General features: G+C 65.7%; 23 protein-coding genes and 1 tRNA gene. 12 read left to right on the top strand and 12 right to left on the bottom strand.

Translation table 11 applies throughout. The features are described from left to right. Positions 1–77: 77 nt before the first annotated feature. The 11 genes from accD to SM191_RS08095 form a co-directional block, all read right to left on the bottom strand. Positions 78–932, bottom strand: a complete 855-nt coding sequence (accD, locus tag SM191_RS08045; protein WP_307000603.1) for an acetyl-CoA carboxylase, carboxyltransferase subunit beta — start codon at positions 930–932, stop codon at positions 78–80. Then, positions 929–1,741: a tryptophan synthase subunit alpha gene (gene trpA, locus SM191_RS08050; RefSeq protein WP_341505725.1), complete on the bottom strand. Its 813-nt coding sequence runs from the start codon at positions 1,739–1,741 to the stop codon at positions 929–931. Before trpA ends, accD begins: the two co-directional genes overlap by 4 nt. Then, positions 1,738–2,970 (bottom strand): tryptophan synthase subunit beta, encoded by a 1,233-nt coding sequence (trpB, locus tag SM191_RS08055; protein WP_341505726.1) that lies wholly within the window; start codon positions 2,968–2,970, stop codon positions 1,738–1,740. The genes trpA and trpB overlap by 4 nt, the downstream gene beginning before the upstream one ends. Before the next feature lie 47 nt (positions 2,971–3,017). Then, positions 3,018–3,659 (bottom strand): phosphoribosylanthranilate isomerase, encoded by a 642-nt coding sequence (locus SM191_RS08060; protein WP_307000597.1) that lies wholly within the window; start codon positions 3,657–3,659, stop codon positions 3,018–3,020. A gap of 36 nt (positions 3,660–3,695) precedes the next feature. Beyond that, a complete protein-coding gene (gene pyrF / locus SM191_RS08065; protein WP_341505727.1) occupies positions 3,696–4,370 on the bottom strand; it encodes an orotidine-5'-phosphate decarboxylase in 675 nt (224 codons plus the stop codon). A 6-nt stretch (positions 4,371–4,376) separates the two neighbouring features. Next, positions 4,377–4,694 (bottom strand): hypothetical protein, encoded by a 318-nt coding sequence (locus SM191_RS08070; RefSeq protein WP_341505728.1) that lies wholly within the window; start codon positions 4,692–4,694, stop codon positions 4,377–4,379. Positions 4,695–4,790: 96 nt separating this feature from the next. Beyond that, positions 4,791–7,073, bottom strand: a complete 2,283-nt coding sequence (locus tag SM191_RS08075; RefSeq protein ID WP_341505729.1) for a patatin-like protein — start codon at positions 7,071–7,073, stop codon at positions 4,791–4,793. Next, positions 7,073–7,768, bottom strand: a complete 696-nt coding sequence (locus SM191_RS08080) for an endonuclease/exonuclease/phosphatase family protein (protein WP_341505730.1) — start codon at positions 7,766–7,768, stop codon at positions 7,073–7,075. Before SM191_RS08080 ends, SM191_RS08075 begins: the two co-directional genes overlap by 1 nt. 64 nt (positions 7,769–7,832) lie before the next feature. Beyond that, positions 7,833–7,907 (bottom strand) — tRNA-Thr (locus SM191_RS08085). Between the two features lie 17 nt (positions 7,908–7,924). After that, positions 7,925–8,779, bottom strand: coding sequence for a hypothetical protein (locus tag SM191_RS08090; protein WP_341505749.1), 855 nt, complete (start codon positions 8,777–8,779; stop codon positions 7,925–7,927). Next, entirely contained in the window at positions 8,769–10,115 is a 1,347-nt protein-coding gene (locus SM191_RS08095; RefSeq protein WP_341505731.1) for a replication-associated recombination protein A, read from the bottom strand. The genes SM191_RS08090 and SM191_RS08095 overlap by 11 nt, the downstream gene beginning before the upstream one ends. Before the next feature lie 124 nt (positions 10,116–10,239). Here SM191_RS08095 and SM191_RS08100 point away from each other — a divergent pair, with 124 nt between their 5' ends. Together SM191_RS08100 and SM191_RS08105 are read left to right on the top strand one after the other, a co-directional pair. Continuing rightward, complete coding sequence (locus SM191_RS08100; protein ID WP_341505732.1) at positions 10,240–10,851, top strand: PadR family transcriptional regulator; 612 nt, start codon at positions 10,240–10,242, stop codon at positions 10,849–10,851. Further along, positions 10,848–11,138, top strand: coding sequence for a DUF2218 domain-containing protein (locus tag SM191_RS08105; RefSeq protein WP_341505733.1), 291 nt, complete (start codon positions 10,848–10,850; stop codon positions 11,136–11,138). The genes SM191_RS08100 and SM191_RS08105 overlap by 4 nt, the downstream gene beginning before the upstream one ends. A gap of 1 nt (position 11,139) precedes the next feature. On the opposite strand, the gene SM191_RS08110 is transcribed toward SM191_RS08105, so the two are convergent. Further along, positions 11,140–12,285 carry a glycosyltransferase family 4 protein gene (locus SM191_RS08110; protein ID WP_341505734.1) on the bottom strand — a complete coding sequence of 382 codons (1,146 nt, stop codon included), beginning with the start codon at positions 12,283–12,285 and terminating at the stop codon, positions 11,140–11,142. 114 nt (positions 12,286–12,399) lie between these two features. On the opposite strand from SM191_RS08110, the gene radA reads away from it, so the two are divergent. The 10 genes from radA (at position 12,400) to SM191_RS08160 (ending at position 21,988) form a co-directional block, all read left to right on the top strand. Beyond that, positions 12,400–13,773, top strand: coding sequence for a DNA repair protein RadA (gene radA / locus SM191_RS08115; RefSeq protein ID WP_341505735.1), 1,374 nt, complete (start codon positions 12,400–12,402; stop codon positions 13,771–13,773). A gap of 93 nt (positions 13,774–13,866) precedes the next feature. Beyond that, the gene (locus tag SM191_RS08120; RefSeq protein WP_341505736.1) at positions 13,867–14,433 is read left to right on the top strand and encodes a CvpA family protein; all 567 of its coding nucleotides are present in this window, start codon (positions 13,867–13,869) and stop codon (positions 14,431–14,433) included. Then, positions 14,430–14,879: an iron-sulfur cluster assembly scaffold protein gene (locus tag SM191_RS08125; RefSeq protein ID WP_341505737.1), complete on the top strand. Its 450-nt coding sequence runs from the start codon at positions 14,430–14,432 to the stop codon at positions 14,877–14,879. Before SM191_RS08120 ends, SM191_RS08125 begins: the two co-directional genes overlap by 4 nt. Then, a complete protein-coding gene (locus tag SM191_RS08130; protein WP_341505738.1) occupies positions 14,879–16,627 on the top strand; it encodes a cation:proton antiporter domain-containing protein in 1,749 nt (582 codons plus the stop codon). The genes SM191_RS08125 and SM191_RS08130 overlap by 1 nt, the downstream gene beginning before the upstream one ends. A gap of 2 nt (positions 16,628–16,629) precedes the next feature. Continuing rightward, entirely contained in the window at positions 16,630–16,959 is a 330-nt protein-coding gene (locus SM191_RS08135; protein ID WP_341505739.1) for a DUF423 domain-containing protein, read from the top strand. 46 nt (positions 16,960–17,005) lie between these two features. Continuing rightward, the gene (gene metG / locus SM191_RS08140) at positions 17,006–18,562 is read left to right on the top strand and encodes a methionine--tRNA ligase (RefSeq protein WP_341505740.1); all 1,557 of its coding nucleotides are present in this window, start codon (positions 17,006–17,008) and stop codon (positions 18,560–18,562) included. Then, positions 18,562–19,338 carry a TatD family hydrolase gene (locus SM191_RS08145; protein ID WP_341505741.1) on the top strand — a complete coding sequence of 259 codons (777 nt, stop codon included), beginning with the start codon at positions 18,562–18,564 and terminating at the stop codon, positions 19,336–19,338. Before metG ends, SM191_RS08145 begins: the two co-directional genes overlap by 1 nt. Next, a complete protein-coding gene (locus SM191_RS08150) occupies positions 19,335–20,099 on the top strand; it encodes an MBL fold metallo-hydrolase (protein ID WP_341505742.1) in 765 nt (254 codons plus the stop codon). Before SM191_RS08145 ends, SM191_RS08150 begins: the two co-directional genes overlap by 4 nt. Beyond that, positions 20,096–20,671 carry a retropepsin-like aspartic protease family protein gene (locus SM191_RS08155; RefSeq protein ID WP_341505743.1) on the top strand — a complete coding sequence of 192 codons (576 nt, stop codon included), beginning with the start codon at positions 20,096–20,098 and terminating at the stop codon, positions 20,669–20,671. The genes SM191_RS08150 and SM191_RS08155 overlap by 4 nt, the downstream gene beginning before the upstream one ends. Before the next feature lie 135 nt (positions 20,672–20,806). Then, the gene (locus SM191_RS08160; protein WP_341505750.1) at positions 20,807–21,988 is read left to right on the top strand and encodes an ISNCY family transposase; all 1,182 of its coding nucleotides are present in this window, start codon (positions 20,807–20,809) and stop codon (positions 21,986–21,988) included. Positions 21,989–22,082: the final 94 nt, after the last annotated feature.

Consider the following 22,082-nt stretch of genomic DNA (forward strand, 5'->3'; position numbering starts at 1 on the left):
TCTCTTGGCAAATGATATGAAAGAGGCGGACCTCTCGGCCCGCCCCTCTAAAGCTATATGCGGTGAAAAGCGACGGATCAGGCCGCCTGACGCGACGCCGTCAGATAGCCGATGACCGTCGCCAGACGCTCGCGCAGATCGCGGCGATGGACGACCATGTCGAGCATCCCGTGGTCGAGATAATATTCCGAGGTCTGGAAATCGTCGGGCAGCTTTTCGCGGATCGTGTTCTCGATCACCCGGCGACCGGTAAAGGCCAAAGTCGCTTTGGGCTCGGCGATCTGCACGTCGCCCAGCATCGCATAGGCCGCCATCACGCCGCCCGAGGTCGGGTCGGTCAGCACGACGATATAGGGCAGGCCCGCATCGTGCAGCATCTGGATCGCGACCGTGGTGCGCGGCATCTGCATCAGGCTGAGAATGCCTTCCTGCATACGCGCGCCGCCCGAGGCAGTGAAGATGACATAGGGGCATTGGTCCGCGATCGCCGCTTCTACGCCGCGCACGAATGCCTCGCCGACCGCCAGGCCCATCGATCCGCCCATGAACGCGAAGTCCTGAACCCCGACCACGACCTTGTGGCCCAGGATCGTGCCGCGCGCATTGATCAGCGCGTCCGTCTCGGCGGCGCTGACCCGCGCGGCCTTCAGGCGATCGGCATAGCGCTTCGAATCGCGGAACTTGAGCGGGTCCTCCGGCACCTTGGCGGCGGGCAGTTCGCTGCAACTGCCTTCGTCCAGCAGATGGCGGAAACGCACCTTGGGCCCGATGCGATCATGATGGTCGCACTTCGGGCAGACGTTCAGATTGTCTTCCAGCTCCTTGGTGAAGACCATCTGCCCGCATCCCTTGCACTTGTGCCAGAGATTGTCGGGCGTCTCCTTCTTGACGACGAAGGGGATGACGTTGCGGACGCTGTTGAGCCAGCTCATGCGAGTTCCTTGCGGGCGTCGGCCAGCGCCGACGACAGAGTTTCAATATAGGCGCGGACCGGCGCGGGCGCAGCGGCGCCATGCTCGCCGACCAGATCGACGATCGCCGAGCCGACCACGACGCCATCCGCCACGCGACCGATCGCCGCCGCCTGTTCGGGTGTGCGAACGCCGAAACCGACCGCGACCGGCAGATGCGTCGCCGCCTTCAACCGGGCCACGGCTTCCTCGATCGAGGATTGCGCGGCCTGTTGCTGCCCCGTGATACCGGCGACCGAGACGTAATAGAGGAAGCCGTCCGCGCCCGTCAAAATCGTCGGCAGGCGCGCGGCATCGCTGGTCGGGGTGGCGAGGCGGATCGAGGCGACACCCTCGGCGCGAAGAGCGACGCCCAGCGCATCGTCTTCCTCGGCGGGAACGTCGACGCATATCACACCGTCCACACCTGCTTCGGCGGCGGCCTTGGCAAACCATTCGGGGCCGCGCACCGTCATCGGATTGGCATAGCCCATCAGGACCAGTGGCACCTCCGGGTGGCGCGCCCGGAAGGCGGAGGCGATCGACAGCACATCGGCGGTGCGGGTGCCCGCGCCCAGGCTGCGGATATTCGCCTTCTGGATGGCGGGGCCATCGGCCATCGGATCGGTGAAGGGCATGCCCAGTTCGATCACATCGGCGCCGCCCTCGACCAGCGCGTCGAGGATCGCGGCGGTATCGCCCGGCGTCGGGTCGCCCGCCGTGACGAAGGTCACCAGCGCGGCACGGCCCGCCTGAGCGCAACGGGCGAAACGGTCGGCGATCCGGCTCACATCTTCACTCCCATGGCGTCGGCGACGGTGAAGATATCCTTGTCGCCCCGACCGGATATGTTGACGAGCGCGATCTGGTCGCGGTCCATCGTCGGCGCACGCTTGATCAGGCCCGCCAGCGCATGGCTGCTTTCGAGCGCGGGGATGATCCCCTCGATCTTGCAGCAGAGCTGGAATGCCTCCAACGCCTCGCTGTCGGTGATCCCCTCATAAACGACGCGACCAGTGTCGTTCAGCCAGCTATGTTCGGGCCCGATGCCCGGATAGTCGAGGCCTGCCGAGATCGAGTGCGCCTCGGTGATCTGACCGTCCTCGTCCTGCAACAGATAGGTCTTGTTGCCGTGCAGGATGCCGGGCTTGCCGCCGGTCAGGCTGGCAGCGTGCTGGGTGGTGGCAAGGCCATGGCCCGCCGCCTCGATCCCCAGCATCGCAACGTCGGGATCGTCGAGGAAGGGATGGAACAGCCCGATCGCGTTCGATCCGCCGCCGACCGCCGCGACCAGCAGATCGGGCAGGCGACCCTCCGCCTCCAGGATCTGCGCCCGCGACTCGGTGCCGATCACCGACTGGAAGTCGCGGACCATCTCCGGATAGGGATGCGGGCCCGCCGCCGTGCCGATGATGTAGAAGGTGTCGTGGACATTGGCGACCCAGTCGCGCAACGCCTCGTTCATCGCATCCTTCAGCGTCTGCGCGCCCGAAGTCACCGGGCGAACCTCCGCACCGAGCAGTTTCATGCGGAAGACATTGGGCGCCTGCCGTTCGATATCGCGCGCACCCATGAAGATGGTGCAGGGCAGGCCGAAGCGCGCCGCCACAGTCGCGGTCGCGACGCCATGCTGGCCCGCGCCCGTCTCGGCGATGATCCGCGTCTTGCCCATCCGCCTGGCGAGCAGGATCTGGCCGATGCAGTTGTTGATCTTGTGCGCGCCGGTGTGGTTCAGTTCCTCGCGCTTGAAATAGACCTTGGGGCCCTTGCCCTCGGGCGCGGTCTCGCGGAACATCTCGGTCAGTCGCTCGGCATAGTACATCGGGCTGGGACGGCCGACATAATGGGTCATCAGCCCGTCGAACTCGGCCTTGAAGGCCGGGTCCACCTGCGCCGCGCGATATTCGCGCTCCAGGTCGAGGATCAGCGGCATCAGCGTCTCGGCGACATAGCGGCCGCCGAATTCACCGAAATGGCCGCGCTCGTCGGGCTGGGCGCGGAAGGAGTTGGGGGCGTTCATCTCGTATTCCTTGGGCGTAGGCGGGGCGTGCCCTGCAAACGATCCTGTCACTGATTTGTCGCAACGGCTTTAAGGAACGCGGCGATCTTGTCCATATCCTTGACGCCCGGCGCGCTCTCGACGCCCGAGGAGACATCGACCAGCGGCGTGCCGGTCCGGCGTATGGCTTCGGCGACGTTGCCCGCATCCAGCCCGCCCGACAAAGCCCAGCGCAGGGGATGGCGAACCCCGTCGAGCAGGCTCCAGTCGAAACGCAGCCCCATGCCGCCCGGCAGCGAGGCGTCGTCCGGGGTCTTGGCGTCGTAGAGGATCAGCGTGGCGGCACCGGCATAGTCGCGGGCCTTGTCGACATCGGCGCGCTGCTTGATCGCGACGGCGGCCCATACCTCCCGGTCGAACTTCGCGCGGATCGCGGCGACGCGGGCGGGTGCGGTGCGGTGAAGCTGGATCGCGTCCAGCATCCCCGCACGGACGGCGGCTTCGAGCAACTGGTCGTCGGGATCGACGAAAACCCCGACGCGCTGGACATGATCGGGCACGCGCCCCGCCAGCCCGGCGGCGACGTCGAAGGTCAGATGCCGGGGCGAGGCGGGAAAGAAGACGAAGCCAACATGGCTGGCCCCGCCGCCCAATGCCGCATCGAGGGTCGCGATCGTCGTCAGTCCGCAAATCTTGGCAGTGGTCGGCATGATCGCTTTCCCGAGTGGGAGGAGTCGAGAAACGTCTTACAGCGTGGCGGCGATCGCCCGTGCGGCGGCATCGGGATCTTCGGCCTGGGTGATCGGGCGACCGATGACCAGGATCGACGCGCCCGCATCGATCGCGGCGCGCGGCGTGACGACGCGCTTCTGATCGCCGATCAGGCCGTTCGCGGGGCGGACGCCGGGGACGACAAAAAAGCCCTTGGGCCACGCCTTGCGAACCGCCGCGACCTCTTCGCCCGAACAGACGATCCCGTCGACACCCGCTTCCGCCGCCAGATCGGCGAGGCGGCGGACATGATCGGCGGGGGCGCCCGTGACGCCGGTGTCGGACAGGTCGCTGGCATCCAGGCTGGTCAGCATGGTGACCGCGACCACCTTGGTTCCCGTCGGTGCCGCCGCCTTGGCATCCTCTAGCATCGCGCGACCGCCCGCCGCATGGACGGTCAGGATCGCAGGCGCGAGGGGGCCGAGCGACTGCACTGCCTTCGCCACGGTGTTGGGAATGTCATGCAGCTTTAGGTCGAGAAAGACGGGCAGACCGATATGCGCCATCTCGCGCACGCCCGTCGCACCGTGCGCACAGAAGAATTCCAGCCCCAGCTTCAGTCCGCCGACATGATGGCGCACCTTTTGCGCCAGTGCCTGGGCACGGGCCAGATCGGGCGTATCGATCGCGACATAGATGCGATTGCTCATGGAAGGTCAGACCGTCGGCTGGATGGGGAGGGGGGCAGGATCGTTCGGGGCGACATAGGGGCCGGTTTCGGTCGTCGCGGTCGCGGCGGCGAGCGCCCGCTCACTCGCGTTCAGCCGCTGTCGCAGTCGCCATCGGGCCGCATGTTGCCAGATCAGCGTCGGCACCAGCCCCAGCAGAAAGGTCAGGAACAGCAGCAGCGGCAGGTTCACGTCCGCCACCAGTCCGCCGACCAGCCGGATCGGCACGGTCGTCCAGTTCCCCAGCGTGAAGGCCGCGGCCAGAAAGGCCAGCAGACACCAGAACAGCATTTTCAGGAACTGCATGCGCTTCTCCGCCTAACCCCTGTCGAGCCGACCCATGCGCGGTCGATCATCGACTGGCGTCGGGGTCTAGCCGCGTTGTCCCGGCATGACCAGCCTTCAGCCGATCTCACGGCGAAGCGAGGCGATCAGGGGGCCGATCGCGGTCAGGCGTTCCTCCTCCTCGTCCAGGATCGCCAGGAACGCACGCCGCTTGAACGCGGCCACCGCACCCGGCTTCAGCTTGATCGTCGGGGGCAGGGTGGACACGGCGATGTCGATCATCCGCTCGGCACCGTGCAGCCGCCCCCAGATATAGTCGTTCTCGCGATAGCTGCGGCTGAAGAAGGCGCCGAAGGTCAGGAACTGGATACCCTTCAACGTCGCCTCCGCCCCGCCGGAACGGATGGCGGTCGCATCGTCCGGCGCGATCCGATCGACCTTGATCGGATCGAACTCGCCCAGCCCTTCGCCCTGAAGAAGCGGCAGGGTCGCGACGTCGAAATAGGGAAAGCCCAGATAGGTCAGGAGCAGCGTCCGTCGCGCCGCACGGGGGAGCCCGGCCAGCGCGCCTGCAAGCCGCGTATCCGTCTCTCCGTCGAGCCGGATCAGGTCGAGCCGTTTCTCCAGGCGATCCAGTACGACATCGCCCTGATCGCGCGCGGAACGCACCGCCTGGGCCAGATCGTGGTCAGCGCCTCCGCCCTGCCGCTCCAGATATTCCGCGAGCGAATCATAGAGGGCGTCGCGGATCGGGGCGAGTTCGGCTTCGCTATGTTCGCCCTCCAACTCGGTAAGGCGGCGGGCGAGCAGCCGCAGCCGGCGGATGCGGAAACCCAGGTCGAAGCCGCGCAGAAAGGCCTTCGCGCCGTTGCTCGGCCCGCCGGTAAAGCTGATCGCCTCGCCATCGGCGCTGCGGGCGGCAAGCGTCCGCTCGACCATCGCGCGAAGCCGCGCGCGTCGTTGCGCTCCGTCCTCACCAATCGCCTCGGACAGCATCGTCGCGATCGAGTCGATGACGCCCGCGACCTTCAGGTGCCCATAGGCGGCATAGCCGAACCCGGCCTTGGCGGCGGCGGCGGCCTGGGCGCGGACACGCCACGACGCCAACCGGGCGGCGGTGGGGCGGTCGAGGAAGAAGGTGCGACCGAAAAGCTGCTCGATCTCCTGCTCCACATCCTCGCGGATCGCGGCGAGGATCGCCTGCATCCGGTCGATCCGGCCGGAGCGCGCGGCAATCGCTTCCAGATTGTCGCGGATCGGCTGTTGCCGGGGCAATTCGCTGATCGCGCCGATGATCGTCTGGAAAAATCCGGGATGCTCGCCCCCGCCGGGAAGGCGGAAATGCATGCCGGGGAAGGGGTCGATATAGACGAAGCGCCGGTCGACCTGTCGCCGGGCCGGACGGCGACCCAGCGCGTCGATGGCGGGGCGAAAGGGGGCGTTGACCAGCACCGATCCGTCGATCAGCACCGCCTTGTCCGCCGCGCCCGCCGCATGATGACGCGGAAGGACGCGGCGGAGAAATTCATCCCGCTCCGGCCAGGGCTGGTCGCGGGTCGCCAGCACACGGTCGAGTTCGGTAACCGTGAAAGGTGGGAAGGCGCCCGGAAAGCTGGAGGTCGCGCGCGCGGCGAAGACCAGTTCGGGAACCGCCGCCAGCTTGCCCTCGCCACGGTCGGTGAAGTCCACGACCATGCGATGCTCGGTCTCCACCACCTCGCCCGGCGAATGGAGCCGAAGCCGCTGCGGCTGGCCGGTGAAATCGGTGACGGTGACGAACAGGTCGAGCGGCTGACCGGGCGGCAACAGCCTCTTGCCCACCGGGGCCGCCGCCATCCGGTCGAACGCCTCCAGCAGACGCGCGGTGAAATCATCGGCGGCGAAGGGCGGCTCGAACCAGCGCGAACGGACGAGGTGGCCCAGCTTGCGCCGCACCTCCTCGCGGGTCTCCTCGTCCAACCCTTCGACCCTCTCGCCGCTGCGCCCGGCCGCCATCCACGCGATCGGGAGTGCCCACATCTTGGAAAAGCGCGAGGTCGGGGCGGCGTCGGGCGCGATCAGCGATTCGATATCCGCCGCTTCCAGCCACAGGTCGGTCAGCGGATCGAGCGACTGGCCGGTGGACAGGGCCTGTCCCAGGAAGATGCCGTTGATCCCACCCGCACTCGCCCCCGCGATGATGTCGGCCAGGATGCGGACCCGCACGCCGCCCCGCTCCGCCATTTCGTCGAGCAGATCGTGATAGACCGCATCGACCGCCGAGGCGGGCGGATCGCCCTCATGTGAGGCGCGGCTGGCGCGGACGACGTGCCAGATTTCCTTGGTGATGCCGTGCATATAGACGGCCAGGCTGATCCCGCCATAGCAGACCAGCGCCAGCCGCAGTTCCTTTTCGCGCATCAGCGCGATCCGATCCTGGCCCAGATCGGCAGATGGTCCGACGCCTTTCGCGAGGTCGGGCTGGCGTGAACGCCGCAATCGGCGATGCGGAGGTCGGACGACACCATGATCCGATCGAGTCGTCCGATCGGCCGACGCGCGTGGAAGCTCGGCCCGGTATCCGCCATGGTGAAGTCGCGGCAGAAATCGCGAAGGCACCCGGCCCCGCGCGTCCATTCGTTGAGGTCGCCCATCATCACGGTCGGATGGCGATGCAGGCAACTCGACAGGTGGGACAGGATCGCCGCCGCCTGCCGCCGCCGCCACAGCCCGGACAGGTCGAGATGCATGCCCACGACACGGATCACCCCGCCCGTCGTCCACAAATCGGCCATTACGGCGCCACGAGGTTCCAGAGAGGGCAGGTGGATCGCCTCGTAGTCCAGGACCTGTGTCGACTTGCGGACCAGTATCGTATTGCCGTGCCAGCCCAGCGAGCGAGCCTTCATGCCATAGACGATGGGCTTCCAGTCGCTGTGCTCGTCGAGCAGGTGCAGGGGAAGGACGCCTTCGCGGTCACCGAAGCGCCGGTCCGCCTCCTGCAAGGCGATGACGTCGGCATCGACCTCGCGCAAGACATCCATGATGCGGTCGGGATTGCGCCTGCGATCGGCGCCGATCCCCTTGCGGATATTATAGCTGGCGACCTTGATCATTCCGCCACTGTAACGCAGCGCCGGGCTTTTGGTGCCCATGGCGAAACGGCGAGACGATAGGAAATGGTGCCGGATGAGGGGATCGAACCCCCGACCTTCGGTTTACAAAACCGCTGCACTACCGCTGTGCTAATCCGGCGTCGTCGGCTCCATGCTTCAAGAAACGCCGAAGGTCCAGCCCTCCGTTCGCGCGATCAGGGGAGAAAGGCCCGCCGGATGCCAGAGATCATCGCGTCCCGCCATCTTGCGCAGCCAGGCCGAAGTCAGGATCGCATCGGTGCTGTGATCGTCATAGCGTTGCAGCGTCCCATGCGGTTCGCTGCCCAGATGGGTCAGCGCGTCGTCCAGAGCTTCGGCGCTGCGCATCTTGCTTCGCCCGCGCGGGCGCCCGGCGTCTCTGGCGGCGATGGATGTATAGATTTCGACCACCAATGCGCCCGCCGGCGGCACGGGATCGAACGGCCAGACCGGTACCCGACCGTCGAGCCGGCGAAGCAACCGCATCCCGGCGAAGCTCGCCTTGGCGACCTGCGACGCGCCGATCGCATCATAGACGGTCGAAGGCTTCCGCCCACCATCCGCCGCCACCTCGCAGGCCCGCCAATGGAGGAAGTCGGCCTTGTTCCCATCGGCGGCACCGAAATAGAAATGCCGCCCGCGCCGCGCCTCCAAAAAGCTCCGCGCGCCGAGATCGGGATCGTCACAGCTCTCGTCGACATAGGCCCAGAGTGCGCGCGCATCGGCGGTCGGGGTCTCGCCGGGCAGATGCGCGCCACGGGCGACGAAAGGCGCCGAAAAGCTGAAGTCGAAGCCGATCAGCAACGGCTCGGCGGCGCGTTCCAGCACCCAGTCGGCGACGCCCTCCCTCGACCACGCACGGCCCGGTGGCGCGACGATTTCCGGCGCCGTCTGTCCGACCTCGCACATCGCCAGGCGGATGCCGTTATGCGAGGAGCCATGAGCGCCCGACCAGTCGATCGCGACAAAGCCGGTGAAACGGTCAGCCGCGATCACCAACCTCCCCGTCCTGATCGCGCAGGGCCCGCCGTCGCTCGTCCCACCATGCCATCCGCTCGGCGATGCGCTTTTCCAGGCCACGCCCCGAAGGCGCGTAGAAATCCTGCGGCGGCAATTCGTCGGGCCAGTAATTCGCGCCCGAAAAGCCACCCTCTGCGTCATGGTCGTATTGATAGTTCGCGCCATAGCCGATCTGCTTCATCAGCTTCGTCGGCGCGTTCAGGATGTTGGCGGGCGGCATCAGCGACCCGGTCTCCTTGGCGATCCGCCACGCCTGCTTCTGCGCCTTATACGCCGCGTTCGATTTGGGCGCGGTGGCCAGGTAGAGGCAGGCCTGGACGATCGCCAATTCACCCTCCGGCGAGCCCAGAAACTCATAGGCATCCTTGGCGGCCAGACACTGGTTGAGCGCCTGCGGATCGGCCAGCCCGATATCCTCGATCGCGGTTCGGGTCAGGCGGCGCAGCACATAGAGCGGCTCCTCGCCCGCCGTCAGCATCCGGGCGAGATAATAGAGCGCGGCCTGCGGGTCCGATCCCCGGATCGATTTGTGGAGCGCCGAGATGAGGTTGTAATGCCCCTCGCGATCCTTGTCATAGACCGCGACCCGCCTTTGCAGGAATGCCGACAACCCGGCGGCGTCGAGCGGTTCGGGCAGGTCGACGGCGAACAACGTCTCGGCCTGGTTGAGCAGGAACCGACCGTCGCCGTCCGCACTGGCGATCAGCGCCTCTCGCGCCGCCGATTGCAGGGGCAGGGGGCGCTCCATCTCCGCCTCCGCACGCGTGAGCAACTGTTCGAGCGCGGTCTGGCCCAGCCGATGGAGGATCAGCACCTGTGCCCGGCTGAGCAATGCCGCGTTGAGTTCGAAGGAGGGGTTCTCGGTCGTCGCGCCGACCAGCGTGACCGTGCCATCCTCCACAAAGGGCAGAAACCCGTCCTGCTGGGCCCGATTGAAGCGGTGGATCTCATCAACGAACAACAGCGTCCGCTGGCCCATGCGGGAATGTTCGCGCGCCTCCGCGAAAACCTTCTTCAGGTCCGCCACGCCCGAGAACACCGCGGAGATCGACGCGAATCGCAAGCCGACCGCCGCCGCCAGCAGGCGCGCGATCGTCGTCTTGCCCGTACCCGGCGGCCCCCACAGGATCATCGACGACAGTCGCTGCGCCGCGACCATCCGCCCGATCGCGCCCTCCGGCCCGGTCAGGTGATCCTGTCCCACGACCTCGCTCAGTTGGGCAGGGCGCAGACGATCGGCCAGCGGCGCATCAGCGGGGACGGTGGTGGGAAGGGGGGCGGGCTCCATGCCCGCGAACAGATCGGCCATGAGCATCATGTAAGGGGTGCGGAGCGCGACGTCACCCTGACGTCTTAAGATATATCGCAAAGCATCTTGACGTGGCGAACCTGAGATATATCTTGAGTGCATCAATTCATATCGAGGACCCCTCATGTTTCGTTTTTCACACGGCGGCGGTCATCGTCGCCATCACGCCGCACGGCATGGCTTCGCACCGGAGATGGACGTCGAGCGCTTCTTCCACTGGGGCGAGCGGCTTAACGACGGAGAGCATCGTCGCCGGGGCCCTGGCGGGCGCAGCCGGCGGATGTTCGACGGCGGCGAGTTGCGCCTCATCCTGCTGAAGCTGATCGCCGACGAACCGCGCCATGGTTACGACCTGATCCGCGAGATCGAGGCAATGACCGGCGGCGCCTATGCGCCCAGCCCCGGCGTCATCTATCCGACCATCACCCTGCTCGACGAGATGGGCTTTATCGAGGAACAGCGCTCCGAAGGGGCCAAGAAGCGTTTCGCGGCCACCGACTCCGGTCGTGCGCACCTGTCGGAGAATGCCGAGCAGGTCGAGGCTTTGCTGGCGCGTCTCCAGGCGCTGGGCGAGCATCGGCAGCGGGTCGATGCCGCGCCGATCCGGCGGGCCATGGGTGGGCTGAAAATGGCGCTGGGCGAACGCTTCGGCGCGGGCGATGCGTCCCAGGCGATGATCCACGACGTCGCTGCCATGATCGACGAACTCGCCCAGAAGGTGGAGCGCCTGAAATGAGCCGGTCCGTCGCACGCGTGCCGACCCTATCGGCCAGCCGCTACCTCCAGCAGCTTGCCAAGCACTGGTCGCACAAGATGGAAGTCGACTTCACGCCGGAGGAAGGCACGATCCTGTTCCCCAATGGATCGAAGCTGGACATGCGAGCGGATAGCGAGACGCTGGATATCGTCCTGACGGTGCCGGACGGCGAAGACACCGCCCGGATGCGGGAGGTCGTGTCCAGCCACCTCGACCGCTTCGCCTTTCGCGAGGCGCCGCTGACCTTCGATTGGCGCGAGGGGTGACTCAGCCTCGCTCGGCGAACAGCGCGCGATAGGCGTCGAGGACGGCGTCGTTGACCTTGTCCCATCGGTAATCGGCGACGCGGGCGTGCCCCGCCTCGCTGAACCGGCGGCGCAGGGCGGCGTCGGTCGCGATCCGCTCCAGCGCGTCGGCATAGCCCGGGATATCGCGCGCGCCGACCAGATAGCCGGTCTCCCCATCCGCGACGAGGTCCATCGCGCCGGTCGCATTGGCGGCCACCACCGGCACGCCTGCCGCCATCGCCTCGGTCGTGACGTTGCCGAACGTCTCGGTGACGCTGGGGTTGAAGAAGATGTCCATCGACGCGACGGCACGGCCCAGATCGACCCCGGTCTGATAGCCCGCGAAGATCGCATCGGGCGTCGCCTTGGCGAACCACTCCTGTGCGGGCCCCTTGCCGACGACCAGCACCTTGTGCGGCACGCCACGACGGCGAAGTTCGGCCAGCGCCTCAGCAAAGACGTCGAGGCCCTTTTCCTTGACCAATCGCCCCAGGAAACCGATCGCCACCTCATCGTCCGCGATACCCAATGACCGCCGCCATTCCAGGCTCCGGCGCGAGGGTTGGAACCGGTCATGATCGATCCCGCGCGACCAGATGCCCATCGGAGGCGTCACACCCCAGCCGCGCAACAGCGCGATCATGCTGGGGCTGGGCGCGACGATCCGGTCGAACCGGTTGTAGAAACGGGTGAGCAGCCGGATGATCGCCGGCTCCAGAAAGCCCAGGCCGTAATAGGCCGGATAGGTCTCGAACCGCGTATGGACCGACGCGATCGAGGCTACGCCCTTTTCCCGCGCCCATCGAACCGCCGCATGGCCCAGAAATTCGGGCGCGGAGACATGGACGATATTGGGAGCGAAGGCCTCCAGATCGGCACGCACCTTGGCAGGCAGGCCGCGCGCCAGCTTGTAATCGGCGCGAAACGGCATCGGAATGGCGGGCACGTCGACCAGATCGCCGACCGGCGGAAAGGCGGGCGTCGCGGAGGTCGGCGAATAGACACGGACCGCCACACCGCGATCGAGCAGATGCCCGACCAGCCGGTTCAGCGTCTGGTTCGCGCCGTCGCGGGTATAATTATAGTTGCCGCTGAACAACGCGACGCGAAACGGGTCTGGGGTCATGGAGGCCGCCCCATAGCGATATAGACCATCAAAAACTATAGACCATCAAAAACTATCCCGAGCCGGATCGCGAACGATGTTCCATTTTCGTTCCGGGCCGATTAGATGGAAAGCATGGCCAAGGTTCAAAAGCGCTATGTCTGCCAAGCCTGCGGATCGGTATCGTCCCGTTGGCAGGGGCAATGCCCCGATTGTTCCGAATGGAACACGATGCTGGAAGAGGCCCCGGTTCAGGTCACGCCTTTCGCGGCCAAGCATAATCTTCAGGGCGGGGGACGGGCGATCCAGCTTGTCGGGCTCGACGCCGACATTCCACTCCCCGACCGGATGGAGACGGGCATTGGCGAACTGGACCGTGCGCTGGGTGGCGGATTTGTCGAAGGATCGGCAACCCTGATCGGCGGCGATCCGGGTATCGGCAAGTCGACACTGCTCCTTCAAGCGGCGGCGAAGCTGGCCATGGCGGGGCGGCCGGTCGCCTATGTCTCGGGCGAAGAGGCGGCCGATCAGGTGCGTCTGCGGGCCCGGCGGCTGGGCCTGGGGCAGGCTCCGGTCCGGCTGGCGGCGGCGACGTCGGTTCGCGATATCCTGACCACCTTGTCGATCGGCACGCCGCCCGCCTTGCTCATCATCGACTCGATCCAGACCATGCATTCCGACCTGATCGAGGGCGCGCCGGGGACGGTGAGCCAGGTCCGGGCATCGGGCCAGGAACTCATCCGCTTCGCCAAGGAACGCGGCACCGCCGTGGTGCTGGTCGGCCATGTGACCAAGGACGGATCGATCGCGGGTCCGCGCGTGCTGGAGCATATGGTCGACACCGTCCTCGCCTTCGAGGGCGAGCGCAGCCATCAATATCGCATCCTTCGCGCCATCAAGAACCGCTTCGGCGGGACCGACGAAATCGGCGTCTTCGCGATGCAGACCGAAGGGCTGACCGAGGTCGGCAATCCCTCGTCGCTGTTCCTGACCAGTCGTGAAGAGGGCGTCACCGGCGCGACGGTCTTTCCGGCGCTCGAAGGGACGCGGCCGGTGCTAGTCGAGATCCAGGCGCTGACCGTCCGCCTGGCATCGGGTGCGACGCCACGGCGGGCGGTGGTGGGGTGGGACACGGGCCGCCTCGCCATGATCCTGGCGGTGCTGGAGGCGCGGTGCGGGCTGAGCTTTTCCTCGGCGGAAGTCTATCTGAATATCGCGGGCGGATACCGGGTGCAGGACCCCGCCGCCGATCTGGCCGTCGCCGCCGCACTGATTTCGGCGCTGTCGGAGCGACCGGTGCCCGCCGACGCGATCGTCTTCGGTGAGATCGCCCTTTCAGGGGAAGTCCGCTCGGTCGCCCATGGCCCATTGCGGTTGAAGGAGGCGGGCAAGCTCGGCTTCGAAAAGGCGATGGTGCCCCGCGCGATGGCGGGGGACGAAGGGGGCTTGCGGATGACGGGCTTCCGGACATTGGCCGAGTTCGTTGACCATATGCTGGGCCGGGGGTAGCGAAGAGCGTCAGGCGCCGCCATGTCCGTTCCTCGCGCCATAGCGGAGATGGCCCGTTTGTAGCGCTCGGGATAAGGTACGGGATAGAAAGCATTGACTGCCCTCGATATTCTTGTCCTGATCGCAGTGTTCGGCGCGGCCATTCAAGGCTTTCTGCGCGGCTTCGTGACCGAGGTTCTGGCGCTGTTCGCCTGGGTGGCGATCGTGGCAGCGCTCAAATTATTCCATATCCCGCTGGCACAGGCGCTGACCGGGCTGGTCGGGACGGTGTCGGGATCGGCGGTGCTGGCCTTCGCGTTGATCGTCGGCTTCACCTATCTGGGTGGGCGCATGGTCGCTCGCGCGATCGGCAGCCGGACGCGCACCTCTGTCCTGGGCCCGGTGGACCGCGCGCTGGGGTTCGGCTTCGGCGCGCTCAAGGGATTGATCCTCGCCAGCCTCGTCTTCCTGGTCGTCGCTTTGATGATCGACACCGTCAGCGGCGGCCCGGCAAGGCGACCCGAATGGATGGTGAAGAGCCGCACCTATAAGCTGCTCAATGCCACCAGCGCGGGCATTGCCGACTTCGTCGACCGCCGTCGTCGCGGCCTGCCCGTCTTCGGCGCGCCGACCCCATCCAACGACAGCGGCACGGCCAATGCCAGCGAGACCCCATCATGAACGCCCCTCTCTACAATGCCGAGATCCTGCGGCTGACCACCGCCATTCCGCATGATCGGCGCCTGCCCGACCCGATGGCCAGCGTCGAGCGCCGCTCACCCATTTGCGGGAGCCGGGTCACCGTGGATATCAATCTGGACGCCGATGGCCGGGTGGCGGAGATCGGCATGCTGGTCAGGGCCTGCGCCTTGGGTCAGGCATCGTCGGCGCTGTTGTCCGCGAATGTCATCGGTCGCAGCGTGACCGAGCTGGCAGCGGCGCGCGATTCCCTGGCCGAATGGCTGGCCGGTACGCGGAGGGAAGTCCCCGACTGGCCTGGCATGAACGTCTTCGCGCCCGCCTTGACCTATAGCGCACGCCATCCCTCCATCCGCCTGGCATTTGAGGCCGCCGCACAGGCCGCCCAGGATGCGGCCCAAGACGCCGTGGCGCAGGGTCCCCGCTGATGCACAGCGAGATCTCGCTGCTGAGGGATGGGGCGATCCTGCTGGGCTTTGGCCTGGCGTTCGTTCTGGTCTTTCGTCGCCTCGGTCTAGGTGCGACGCTAGGTTATCTCGTCGCGGGAGCGGTCGTCGGCCCGCATGTCCTCGGGCTGGTCGGGGACGCGGAGTCCAAGCTGGGCATCGCCGAGATCGGCATCACGCTCCTGCTGTTCATCGTCGGGCTGGAGTTGAACCCGGCCCGCTTGTGGCGGATGAAGCATGAGATTTTCGGTCTGGGCCTGCTTCAGGTAACGGCATGCGGCCTGGCGATCACGGGCATCGTGCTGCTCGCCCATTTCTCGATGGAAGCCGCCCTGGCGCTCGGCCTGCCGCTCGCCCTGTCCTCGACGGCGCAGGTCCTGCCGATGCTGCAATCCTCCGGGCGGTTGCGCACCCCCTTTGGCGAGCGGGCCTTCTCGATCCTGCTGTTTCAGGACCTGTCGATCGTCCCGCTGATCACGATCGTTGCCGCCATGTCGCGGAATCCGGCGGATCATGCCGGTCCTCCGGGATGGATATTGGCTCTGGAAACAGGGGCGGCGATCATCGGCCTGATCGTGGCGGGCCGCTTCCTGCTACGCCCGCTGTTCCGGTTGATCGGCAATATGGGCGAGCGGGAGATGTTCGTCTTCGCCGGGCTCTTTACCGTCATCGCCAGCGCCGCGATCATGGAGTTGCTCGGCCTCTCGACCGCGCTGGGGGCGTTCATCGCCGGGGTGATGCTGGCCGACAGTCCGTATCGGCACGAACTGGAGGCGGATGTCGAGCCGTTCCGATCGATCCTGCTCGGCCTGTTCTTCCTGGCAGTCGGGATGATGCTCAATCTGCCCGCGATCATCGAGCGGCCGATCTTCGTCGCCGTCATGGCCCTGGCGCTGATCGCGACGAAGACCTTCGTTATCTTCCTGATCGGCCTTGCCTTCCGGATGAACTGGCGCTCGGCCTTCGCGCTCGGGCTGCTAATGAGCCAGGGTGGCGAATTCGGCTTCGTCCTGTTCGCGCAGGCGCGGGCGGGCTATCTGATCGCGCCCGAGGCGGCGAGCCTGTTCGGGGCGATCATCACCCTTTCGATGGCGACGACCCCGTTCTTGATGGCGGCCACTCGCCGCATCCGCGAAGAACCAGTCATCATGCGCGGCGAGAAGCGCGAGGGCCCGGTCACCGACGGCGCCAACGCCCTGATCGTCGGCTATGGCCGGTTCGGACAGACGGTGGCCCAAATGCTGATCGCCAGCGACATTCCCGTCACCCTGATCGACCGCGATATCGAGATGATCGACATCGCCGCCGAGTTCGGGGCGAAGGTCTATTATGGCGACGGCACCCGGTTGGACCTGCTGCGACAGGCCGGGGCGGCGGAGGCCGAGTTGATCCTTTTCTGCCTCGACGAGGATCAGATCACGCTGGAGCTTCTGGAAAGCGTCCATGCGGCCTTCCCCAACGCTTCGCTGTTCGTGCGCGCCTATGATCGCCGCGCCGTCCTGCGGCTGAAAGGCGGGCCCGCCTCCTATGTGGTTCGGGAGGTACTGGAGTCGGCGGTCAAGATGGCACGCCTGGCGATGGACAGCCTGAAGATCGATCGTGCGGAGATCGACCGGGTCGAAACCATGTACCGGGCGCGCGACAAGGAACGGCTGGCGGCACAGGCCGCGTCGGGGGACCTGCGGGCGGCCAACGACAGGATCATCACGCAGGACGAACGAAAGGTCTGACCATGGCGTTACTGGGTATCTTGGCGGCCTTGTCAGGCGCGATCGCCATCGCCGCGGGGGCGTTCGGCGCGCACCGGGCCGACGGGATCGCGGTCGAGTGGCTGCGGACCGGCGGCCAGTATCAACTCATCCATGCGGTTGCCGCACTTGTCGCGCTTCGCATGGAGGCGCGGGGTGTCGCATGGGCTTTCGTCATCGGCAGTGGGATTTTCGCGGGCACCCTCTATGCGATGGCGTTCGGTGCGCCGCGCTGGCTGGGCGCGGTGACGCCCATTGGCGGATCGATCCTGATCCTGGGCTGGCTATGGCTAGCCTGGACTTTGCGCGGCTGAGCCAGTCGGGCTTCACCTGCACGAAGCGATGTTCTAGGGACCGGGCATGGCCGATCCATTCTATATCACCACCGCGATCCACTATCCCAATGGCCGTCCGCATATCGGCCACGCCTATGAAATGGTCGCAGCGGACGTCATCGCGCGGTTCCAGCGCCAAGCGGGGCGCGACGTGCTGTTCCAGACGGGCACCGACGAGCACGGCCTGAAAATGGCCCAGGCGGCGCGCGCACGCGGCATTTCCACGCGCACCTTCGCCGACGAAATGTCCAGCCATTTTCACGTGATGGCTGATCGTCTTGATATCAGCTATGATCGTTTCATCCGGACGGTCGACGCCGATCACTATGCCGCCAGCCAGGCCATCTGGAAGGCGATGCAGGACAAGGGGGACCTGTATCTCGATCGCTATGAGGGCTGGTATTCGGTCCGTGACGAGGCCTTTTACGACGAGTCCGAACTGACCACCGGGGAAGACGGCACCAAGCTGTCGCCGCAGGGAACGCCGGTCGAATGGACAGCGGAGGAGACCTGGTTCTTCCGTTTGTCGAAATACCAGCAGCCACTGCTCGACCTCTACCGCGACAATCCCGATTTCATCCGCCCGGAAAGCCGCCGGAACGAGGTGATGCGCTTCGTCGAGGGCGGCCTGTCCGACCTGTCTGTGTCGCGCACCAGCTTCGACTGGGGGGTGCCGGTGCCGGATAGCCCCGGCCATGTCATGTATGTCTGGGTCGACGCGCTGACCAACTATCTGACCGGGACGGGCTATCCCAACAAGGACAGCGAGCTGGCGCGCTTCTGGCCCGCCAATCTGCACCTGATCGGAAAGGATATCGTCCGCTTCCACACCGTCTATTGGCCCGCATTCCTGATGTCGGCGGACCTGCCTTTGCCGCAGTCGGTGTTCGGCCATGGTTTCCTGCTCCACCGGGGTGAGAAGATGTCCAAATCGGTCGGCAATGTCGTCGATCCGATGGGGCTGGCGGATGCCTTCGGTGTCGATGCGCTGCGCTATTTCTTCCTGCGCGAGGTCAGCTTCGGTCAGGACGGTTCCTATTCCGCCGAAGCGATCGTGACGCGGGTCAACGCCGAACTGGCCAACAGCTTCGGCAATCTCGCCCAGCGGACCTTGTCGTTCATTGCCAAGAATTTGAACGGCGAACTTCCCGAGCCGGGTCGCGCCGATCCCGCCGATGCGGTCCTGATCGAGGAGGTCGTGGTCGCCTGTGCCGGGTTGAAGACCGCGTTCGATGACCTGATGCTGAGCCAGGGGATCGAGGCGTGGATGCGCGGCGTTTATGCCTGCAACCAGTATATCGATGTGCAGGCGCCATGGTCGCTGCGCAAGACCGACCCGGAGCGGATGCATGCCGTGCTGGGGACGTTGGTCCGCGCGATCCGGATGCTCGCCATCGCCATTCTGCCGGTCACGCCGCGTGGGGCAGGGCTGGTGCTCGACACGCTGGGGGCCGAGGAGCGCGATCATGCGGCGATCGACGATGACGGCTGGTATGCCCGCCGCGCATCCAGCGGTATTGCCCTGTCGCCGCCGACCCCGGCCTTTCCCCGTCTCGAAATTCCGGCCGAGGCCGACGCCTGATGCTGGCCGACAGCCACTGCCACCTCAACTACAAGGGGCTGGTCGAGGATCAGGCCGCGATCCTGACCCGCGCGCGGGACCGTGGGGTCACGGCCATGCTCAACATATCGACTCGCGAGAGCGAATGGGATGCGGTGATCGCCACGGCCGAGCGCGAACCCGATGTGTGGGCGACGATCGGCATCCACCCGCATGAGGCCGACGCCCATGCCCATGTCGACACCGCCAAGCTGGTCGAGCGTGCCGCGCATCCGCGCGTCGTCGGCATCGGCGAAAGCGGGCTGGACTATTATTACGATCACAGCGACCGCGAACGGCAACAGGCGAGCTTTCGCGCGCACATCGCCGCCTGTCGCGAAACCGGTCTGCCGCTGGTCGTACACACGCGCGATGCGGAGGACGATACCGCCGCAATCCTGGCCGAAGAAATGGGGAAGGGGGCCTATCCCGGTGTCATCCACTGTTTCACGGCGAGCGGAGATTTCGCCGATAAGGCTTTGGCGTTAGGCTTTTATATATCCATTTCGGGTATCGTGACCTTCAAGAACGCCAAGGATTTGCAGGCCACCGCCGCGCGCCTGCCGCTCGACCGGTTGCTCGTCGAAACCGATGCGCCGTTCCTGGCCCCCGTTCCGCATCGGGGCAAGACGGGGGAGCCGTCCTTCGTTGCCGATACCGCAGCGTTCCTCGCGGATCTGCGCGGTGAGCCATTGGACGTTCTGACCCGCGCGACGGTGAAAAACTTCCATCGTCTGTTCGCGAAGACCGCCGCGTGAAGATCCGCATTCTGGGTTGCGGCACCTCCTCCGGCGTCCCTCGGATCGGCAATGACTGGGGAGCATGCGACCCTACCGAGCCCCGCAATCGGCGTATGCGATGCTCGGCGCTGATCGAGCATGACGGAACGCGCATCCTGCTCGACACGGGGCCCGATATGCGCGAGCAGTTGCTTGCTGCCGAGGTCGGGACGGTGGATGCGATCATCTGGACGCATGACCACGCCGATCATTGCCACGGCATCGACGACGTCCGGCAGATCTACCATGCGCTGGGGCATCCGGTCGCCGGTTACGCACGCCCCGCGACGGCGGAAGCCTTGCAGCGCCGCTTCGGCTATGTGTTTCAGGGGAAGACGGGCTATCCGCCGACCGCCACCATGACGGTGCTGGAGGACGATATCGCGATCGGGCCGATCCGTATCCGGTCGCTCGATCAGCCGCATGGCCGGATATTCTCTGCGGGGCTGCGCTTCGACTGCGATGGCCGGAGCATTGGTTATGCTACTGATTTTCATCAGTTAACAGAACCGATGGCGAATCTCTATCGTCATGTCGATCTATGGGTCGTGGATGCGCTGCGACGCCATCCGCATCCCGCGCATGCCGATCTTCCGACGGTTCTCGAATGGATTGACGAACTCGAACCGCGACAGAGCGTGTTGATCCATATGGATCATTCGATGGACTATGCCACACTGTGCGGCGAACTGCCGCTCGCTGTTCGTCCGGCCTATGATGGGTTGGAACTGATACCGTGAGTACGGATCGGGTCATGGACTTCCTATACTATGGCCTGATCCTCCTGCTGCCGCTGAGCGCCTTGGCGGCTCGGCGCATTCCGATCGGCCAGACGCTGCGTATGGCGTTGATGTGGGTCGGTATCTTCGGCATGGCCTTTCTGGTTGTCGCACAGCGTGACCGGCTGAGTAGCCTTCTGCCGGGCCGTGGCGCGCCGGAGGGCGTGGTACGTATCGCGGTGGCGGAGGACGGACATTTCTGGGCAGATGTCCGGATCAACGGTGTCCAACGACGTATGCTGATCGATAGCGGCGCCACGACGACCGCCTTGTCGCAGGCGACAGCCAAGGCCACCGGGCTCGACCTGGGCGAAAGTCCGTTCGCTACGATGGTCGAAACCGCGAATGGCAGGGTCACTGCCGATCATATGACGGTCCGCCATCTCGCGATCGGGCCCATCGAATTGAACGACGTCGGCGCGATCGTATCGCCCAGCTTCGGCAATCAGGACGTCATCGGAATGAATGTGCTGCGACGGCTGCGGTCGTGGAGAATGGAGCGAGGCGTGCTCATCCTCAACGAACCCAACTAGCATTGTTTTACATAATAGATATTATCAAACATAAGGAATGTAAGCACCAGATACAAATGACACCACTGTGCTAGATAGAAATGGCACTGCCGGTGCTGTCAGCGGGTTGCCGGTGTCATAGCCTTCCGCGGCGAGATCCGGATCCCGGACGCGATGGAACTGCTGGGCCTCCAGCGGCGGCAAATTTACCGGCTGCTCCGCCGTCTTCGGCAGGAAGGCGCTGCGGGCCTCGTCTCGCGCAAGCGCGGGCGGCCGAGCAACCGGCGCTTTAGCGATGCCTTCCGCGCCGAAGTCGTCGCGCTGGTGCGCGAACACTATGCCGACTTCGGCCCGACGCTCGCGCGCGAGTACCTCGCCGAGCGCCATGGTCTGGGACTGTCGTGTGAAACGCTGCGACAGATCATGAAGGAAGCCGGCCTCTGGAAAGACCGCGCAGCTAGGCGCCCTCGCCCCTATCAGCCCCGCTACCGGCGCGACCGTCGCGGCGAGCTGGTCCAGGTCGACGGCTCAAAACATTGGTGGTTCGAGGACCGCGGCCCGCAATGCACGCTGCTGGTGTTCATCGACGACGCCACGAGCGAGCTGATGCACCTCGAGATGGTCGAGAGCGAGAGCACCTTCTCGTACATGCGCGCGACGCGGACATATCTTGAGCGGCACGGCAAGCCGGTCGCCTTCTACACGGACAAGCACAGCGCCTTCCGCAACAACACGGCCTCGGCAAACGGCGACCGCATGACCCATCTTGGGCGCGCGCTGGACCGGCTGAACATCGAGCTGATCTGCGCAAACTCGCCGCAGGCGAAGGGCCGTGTGGAGCGCGCCAATGCCACGCTGCAGGACCGGCTCGTCAAGGCGATGCGGCTCCACCGCATCAACACCATCGACGAAGCCAACGCCTTCCTCCCCTCCTACATGGTGCAGCACAATCAACGGTTCGCCAAGGCGCCCTTCGACCCGCGCGATCTGCACCGGCCGCTCGCCATCCACGAGAACCTCGAAGCCGAGATGGTCTGGCGCGAGCAGCGCACAGTCACGGGCGCCCTCACCCTCCATTACAACAAGGCGATGTTCATCCTGGGGCCGTCCCCGGTCGCACAGGGCCTCGCCCGCAAGAAGGTGGATGTGTGCGAGTATCCGGATGGCCGGCTCGAGATCCAGCACGACGGCGAAGTCCTGCCCTATCGCGTCTTCGACAAGATGCGCCGCGTGAACCAGGCGCCGGTGGTCGACAATAAGCACCTCGACGCAGCACTCGCCCTCGCTCACGCCATCCAGCAAGTGCAGCCGCACCACGCCAAGCGCAACAACAACTAGGGTCCGGACTCATAACCACCAGATGACGGCGGCAGCGAAAGCGATTGCGCTGAGGAAGTTCTTGATGTTGCGGTCGAAGCGGGTAGCGATGCGT

It is taken from the genome of Sphingomonas sp. 2378, assembly GCF_038084995.1.
Taxonomy (GTDB): Bacteria; Pseudomonadota; Alphaproteobacteria; order Sphingomonadales; family Sphingomonadaceae; genus Sphingomonas.

What these genes read in the sequence shown, in the direction of transcription:
- SM191_RS08095 (WP_341505731.1), bottom strand. Translation starts at nt 10,115, where the DNA reads ATGGCCGATCTGTTCGCGGGCATGGAGCCCGCCCCCCTTCCCACCACC.
- SM191_RS08070 (WP_341505728.1), bottom strand. Translation starts at nt 4,694, where the DNA reads ATGCAGTTCCTGAAAATGCTGTTCTGGTGTCTGCTGGCCTTTCTGGCC.
- metG (WP_341505740.1), top strand. Translation starts at nt 17,006, where the DNA reads ATGGCCGATCCATTCTATATCACCACCGCGATCCACTATCCCAATGGC.
- SM191_RS08110 (WP_341505734.1), bottom strand. Translation starts at nt 12,285, where the DNA reads ATGACCCCAGACCCGTTTCGCGTCGCGTTGTTCAGCGGCAACTATAAT.
- SM191_RS08135 (WP_341505739.1), top strand. Translation starts at nt 16,630, where the DNA reads ATGGCGTTACTGGGTATCTTGGCGGCCTTGTCAGGCGCGATCGCCATC.
- trpB (WP_341505726.1), bottom strand. Translation starts at nt 2,970, where the DNA reads ATGAACGCCCCCAACTCCTTCCGCGCCCAGCCCGACGAGCGCGGCCAT.
- accD (WP_307000603.1), bottom strand. Translation starts at nt 932, where the DNA reads ATGAGCTGGCTCAACAGCGTCCGCAACGTCATCCCCTTCGTCGTCAAG.
- SM191_RS08130 (WP_341505738.1), top strand. Translation starts at nt 14,879, where the DNA reads ATGCACAGCGAGATCTCGCTGCTGAGGGATGGGGCGATCCTGCTGGGC.
- SM191_RS08060 (WP_307000597.1), bottom strand. Translation starts at nt 3,659, where the DNA reads ATGCCGACCACTGCCAAGATTTGCGGACTGACGACGATCGCGACCCTC.
- pyrF (WP_341505727.1), bottom strand. Translation starts at nt 4,370, where the DNA reads ATGAGCAATCGCATCTATGTCGCGATCGATACGCCCGATCTGGCCCGT.
- SM191_RS08075 (WP_341505729.1), bottom strand. Translation starts at nt 7,073, where the DNA reads ATGCGCGAAAAGGAACTGCGGCTGGCGCTGGTCTGCTATGGCGGGATC.
- SM191_RS08125 (WP_341505737.1), top strand. Translation starts at nt 14,430, where the DNA reads ATGAACGCCCCTCTCTACAATGCCGAGATCCTGCGGCTGACCACCGCC.
- SM191_RS08105 (WP_341505733.1), top strand. Translation starts at nt 10,848, where the DNA reads ATGAGCCGGTCCGTCGCACGCGTGCCGACCCTATCGGCCAGCCGCTAC.
- SM191_RS08080 (WP_341505730.1), bottom strand. Translation starts at nt 7,768, where the DNA reads ATGATCAAGGTCGCCAGCTATAATATCCGCAAGGGGATCGGCGCCGAT.
- SM191_RS08145 (WP_341505741.1), top strand. Translation starts at nt 18,562, where the DNA reads ATGCTGGCCGACAGCCACTGCCACCTCAACTACAAGGGGCTGGTCGAG.
- SM191_RS08100 (WP_341505732.1), top strand. Translation starts at nt 10,240, where the DNA reads ATGTTTCGTTTTTCACACGGCGGCGGTCATCGTCGCCATCACGCCGCA.
- radA (WP_341505735.1), top strand. Translation starts at nt 12,400, where the DNA reads ATGGCCAAGGTTCAAAAGCGCTATGTCTGCCAAGCCTGCGGATCGGTA.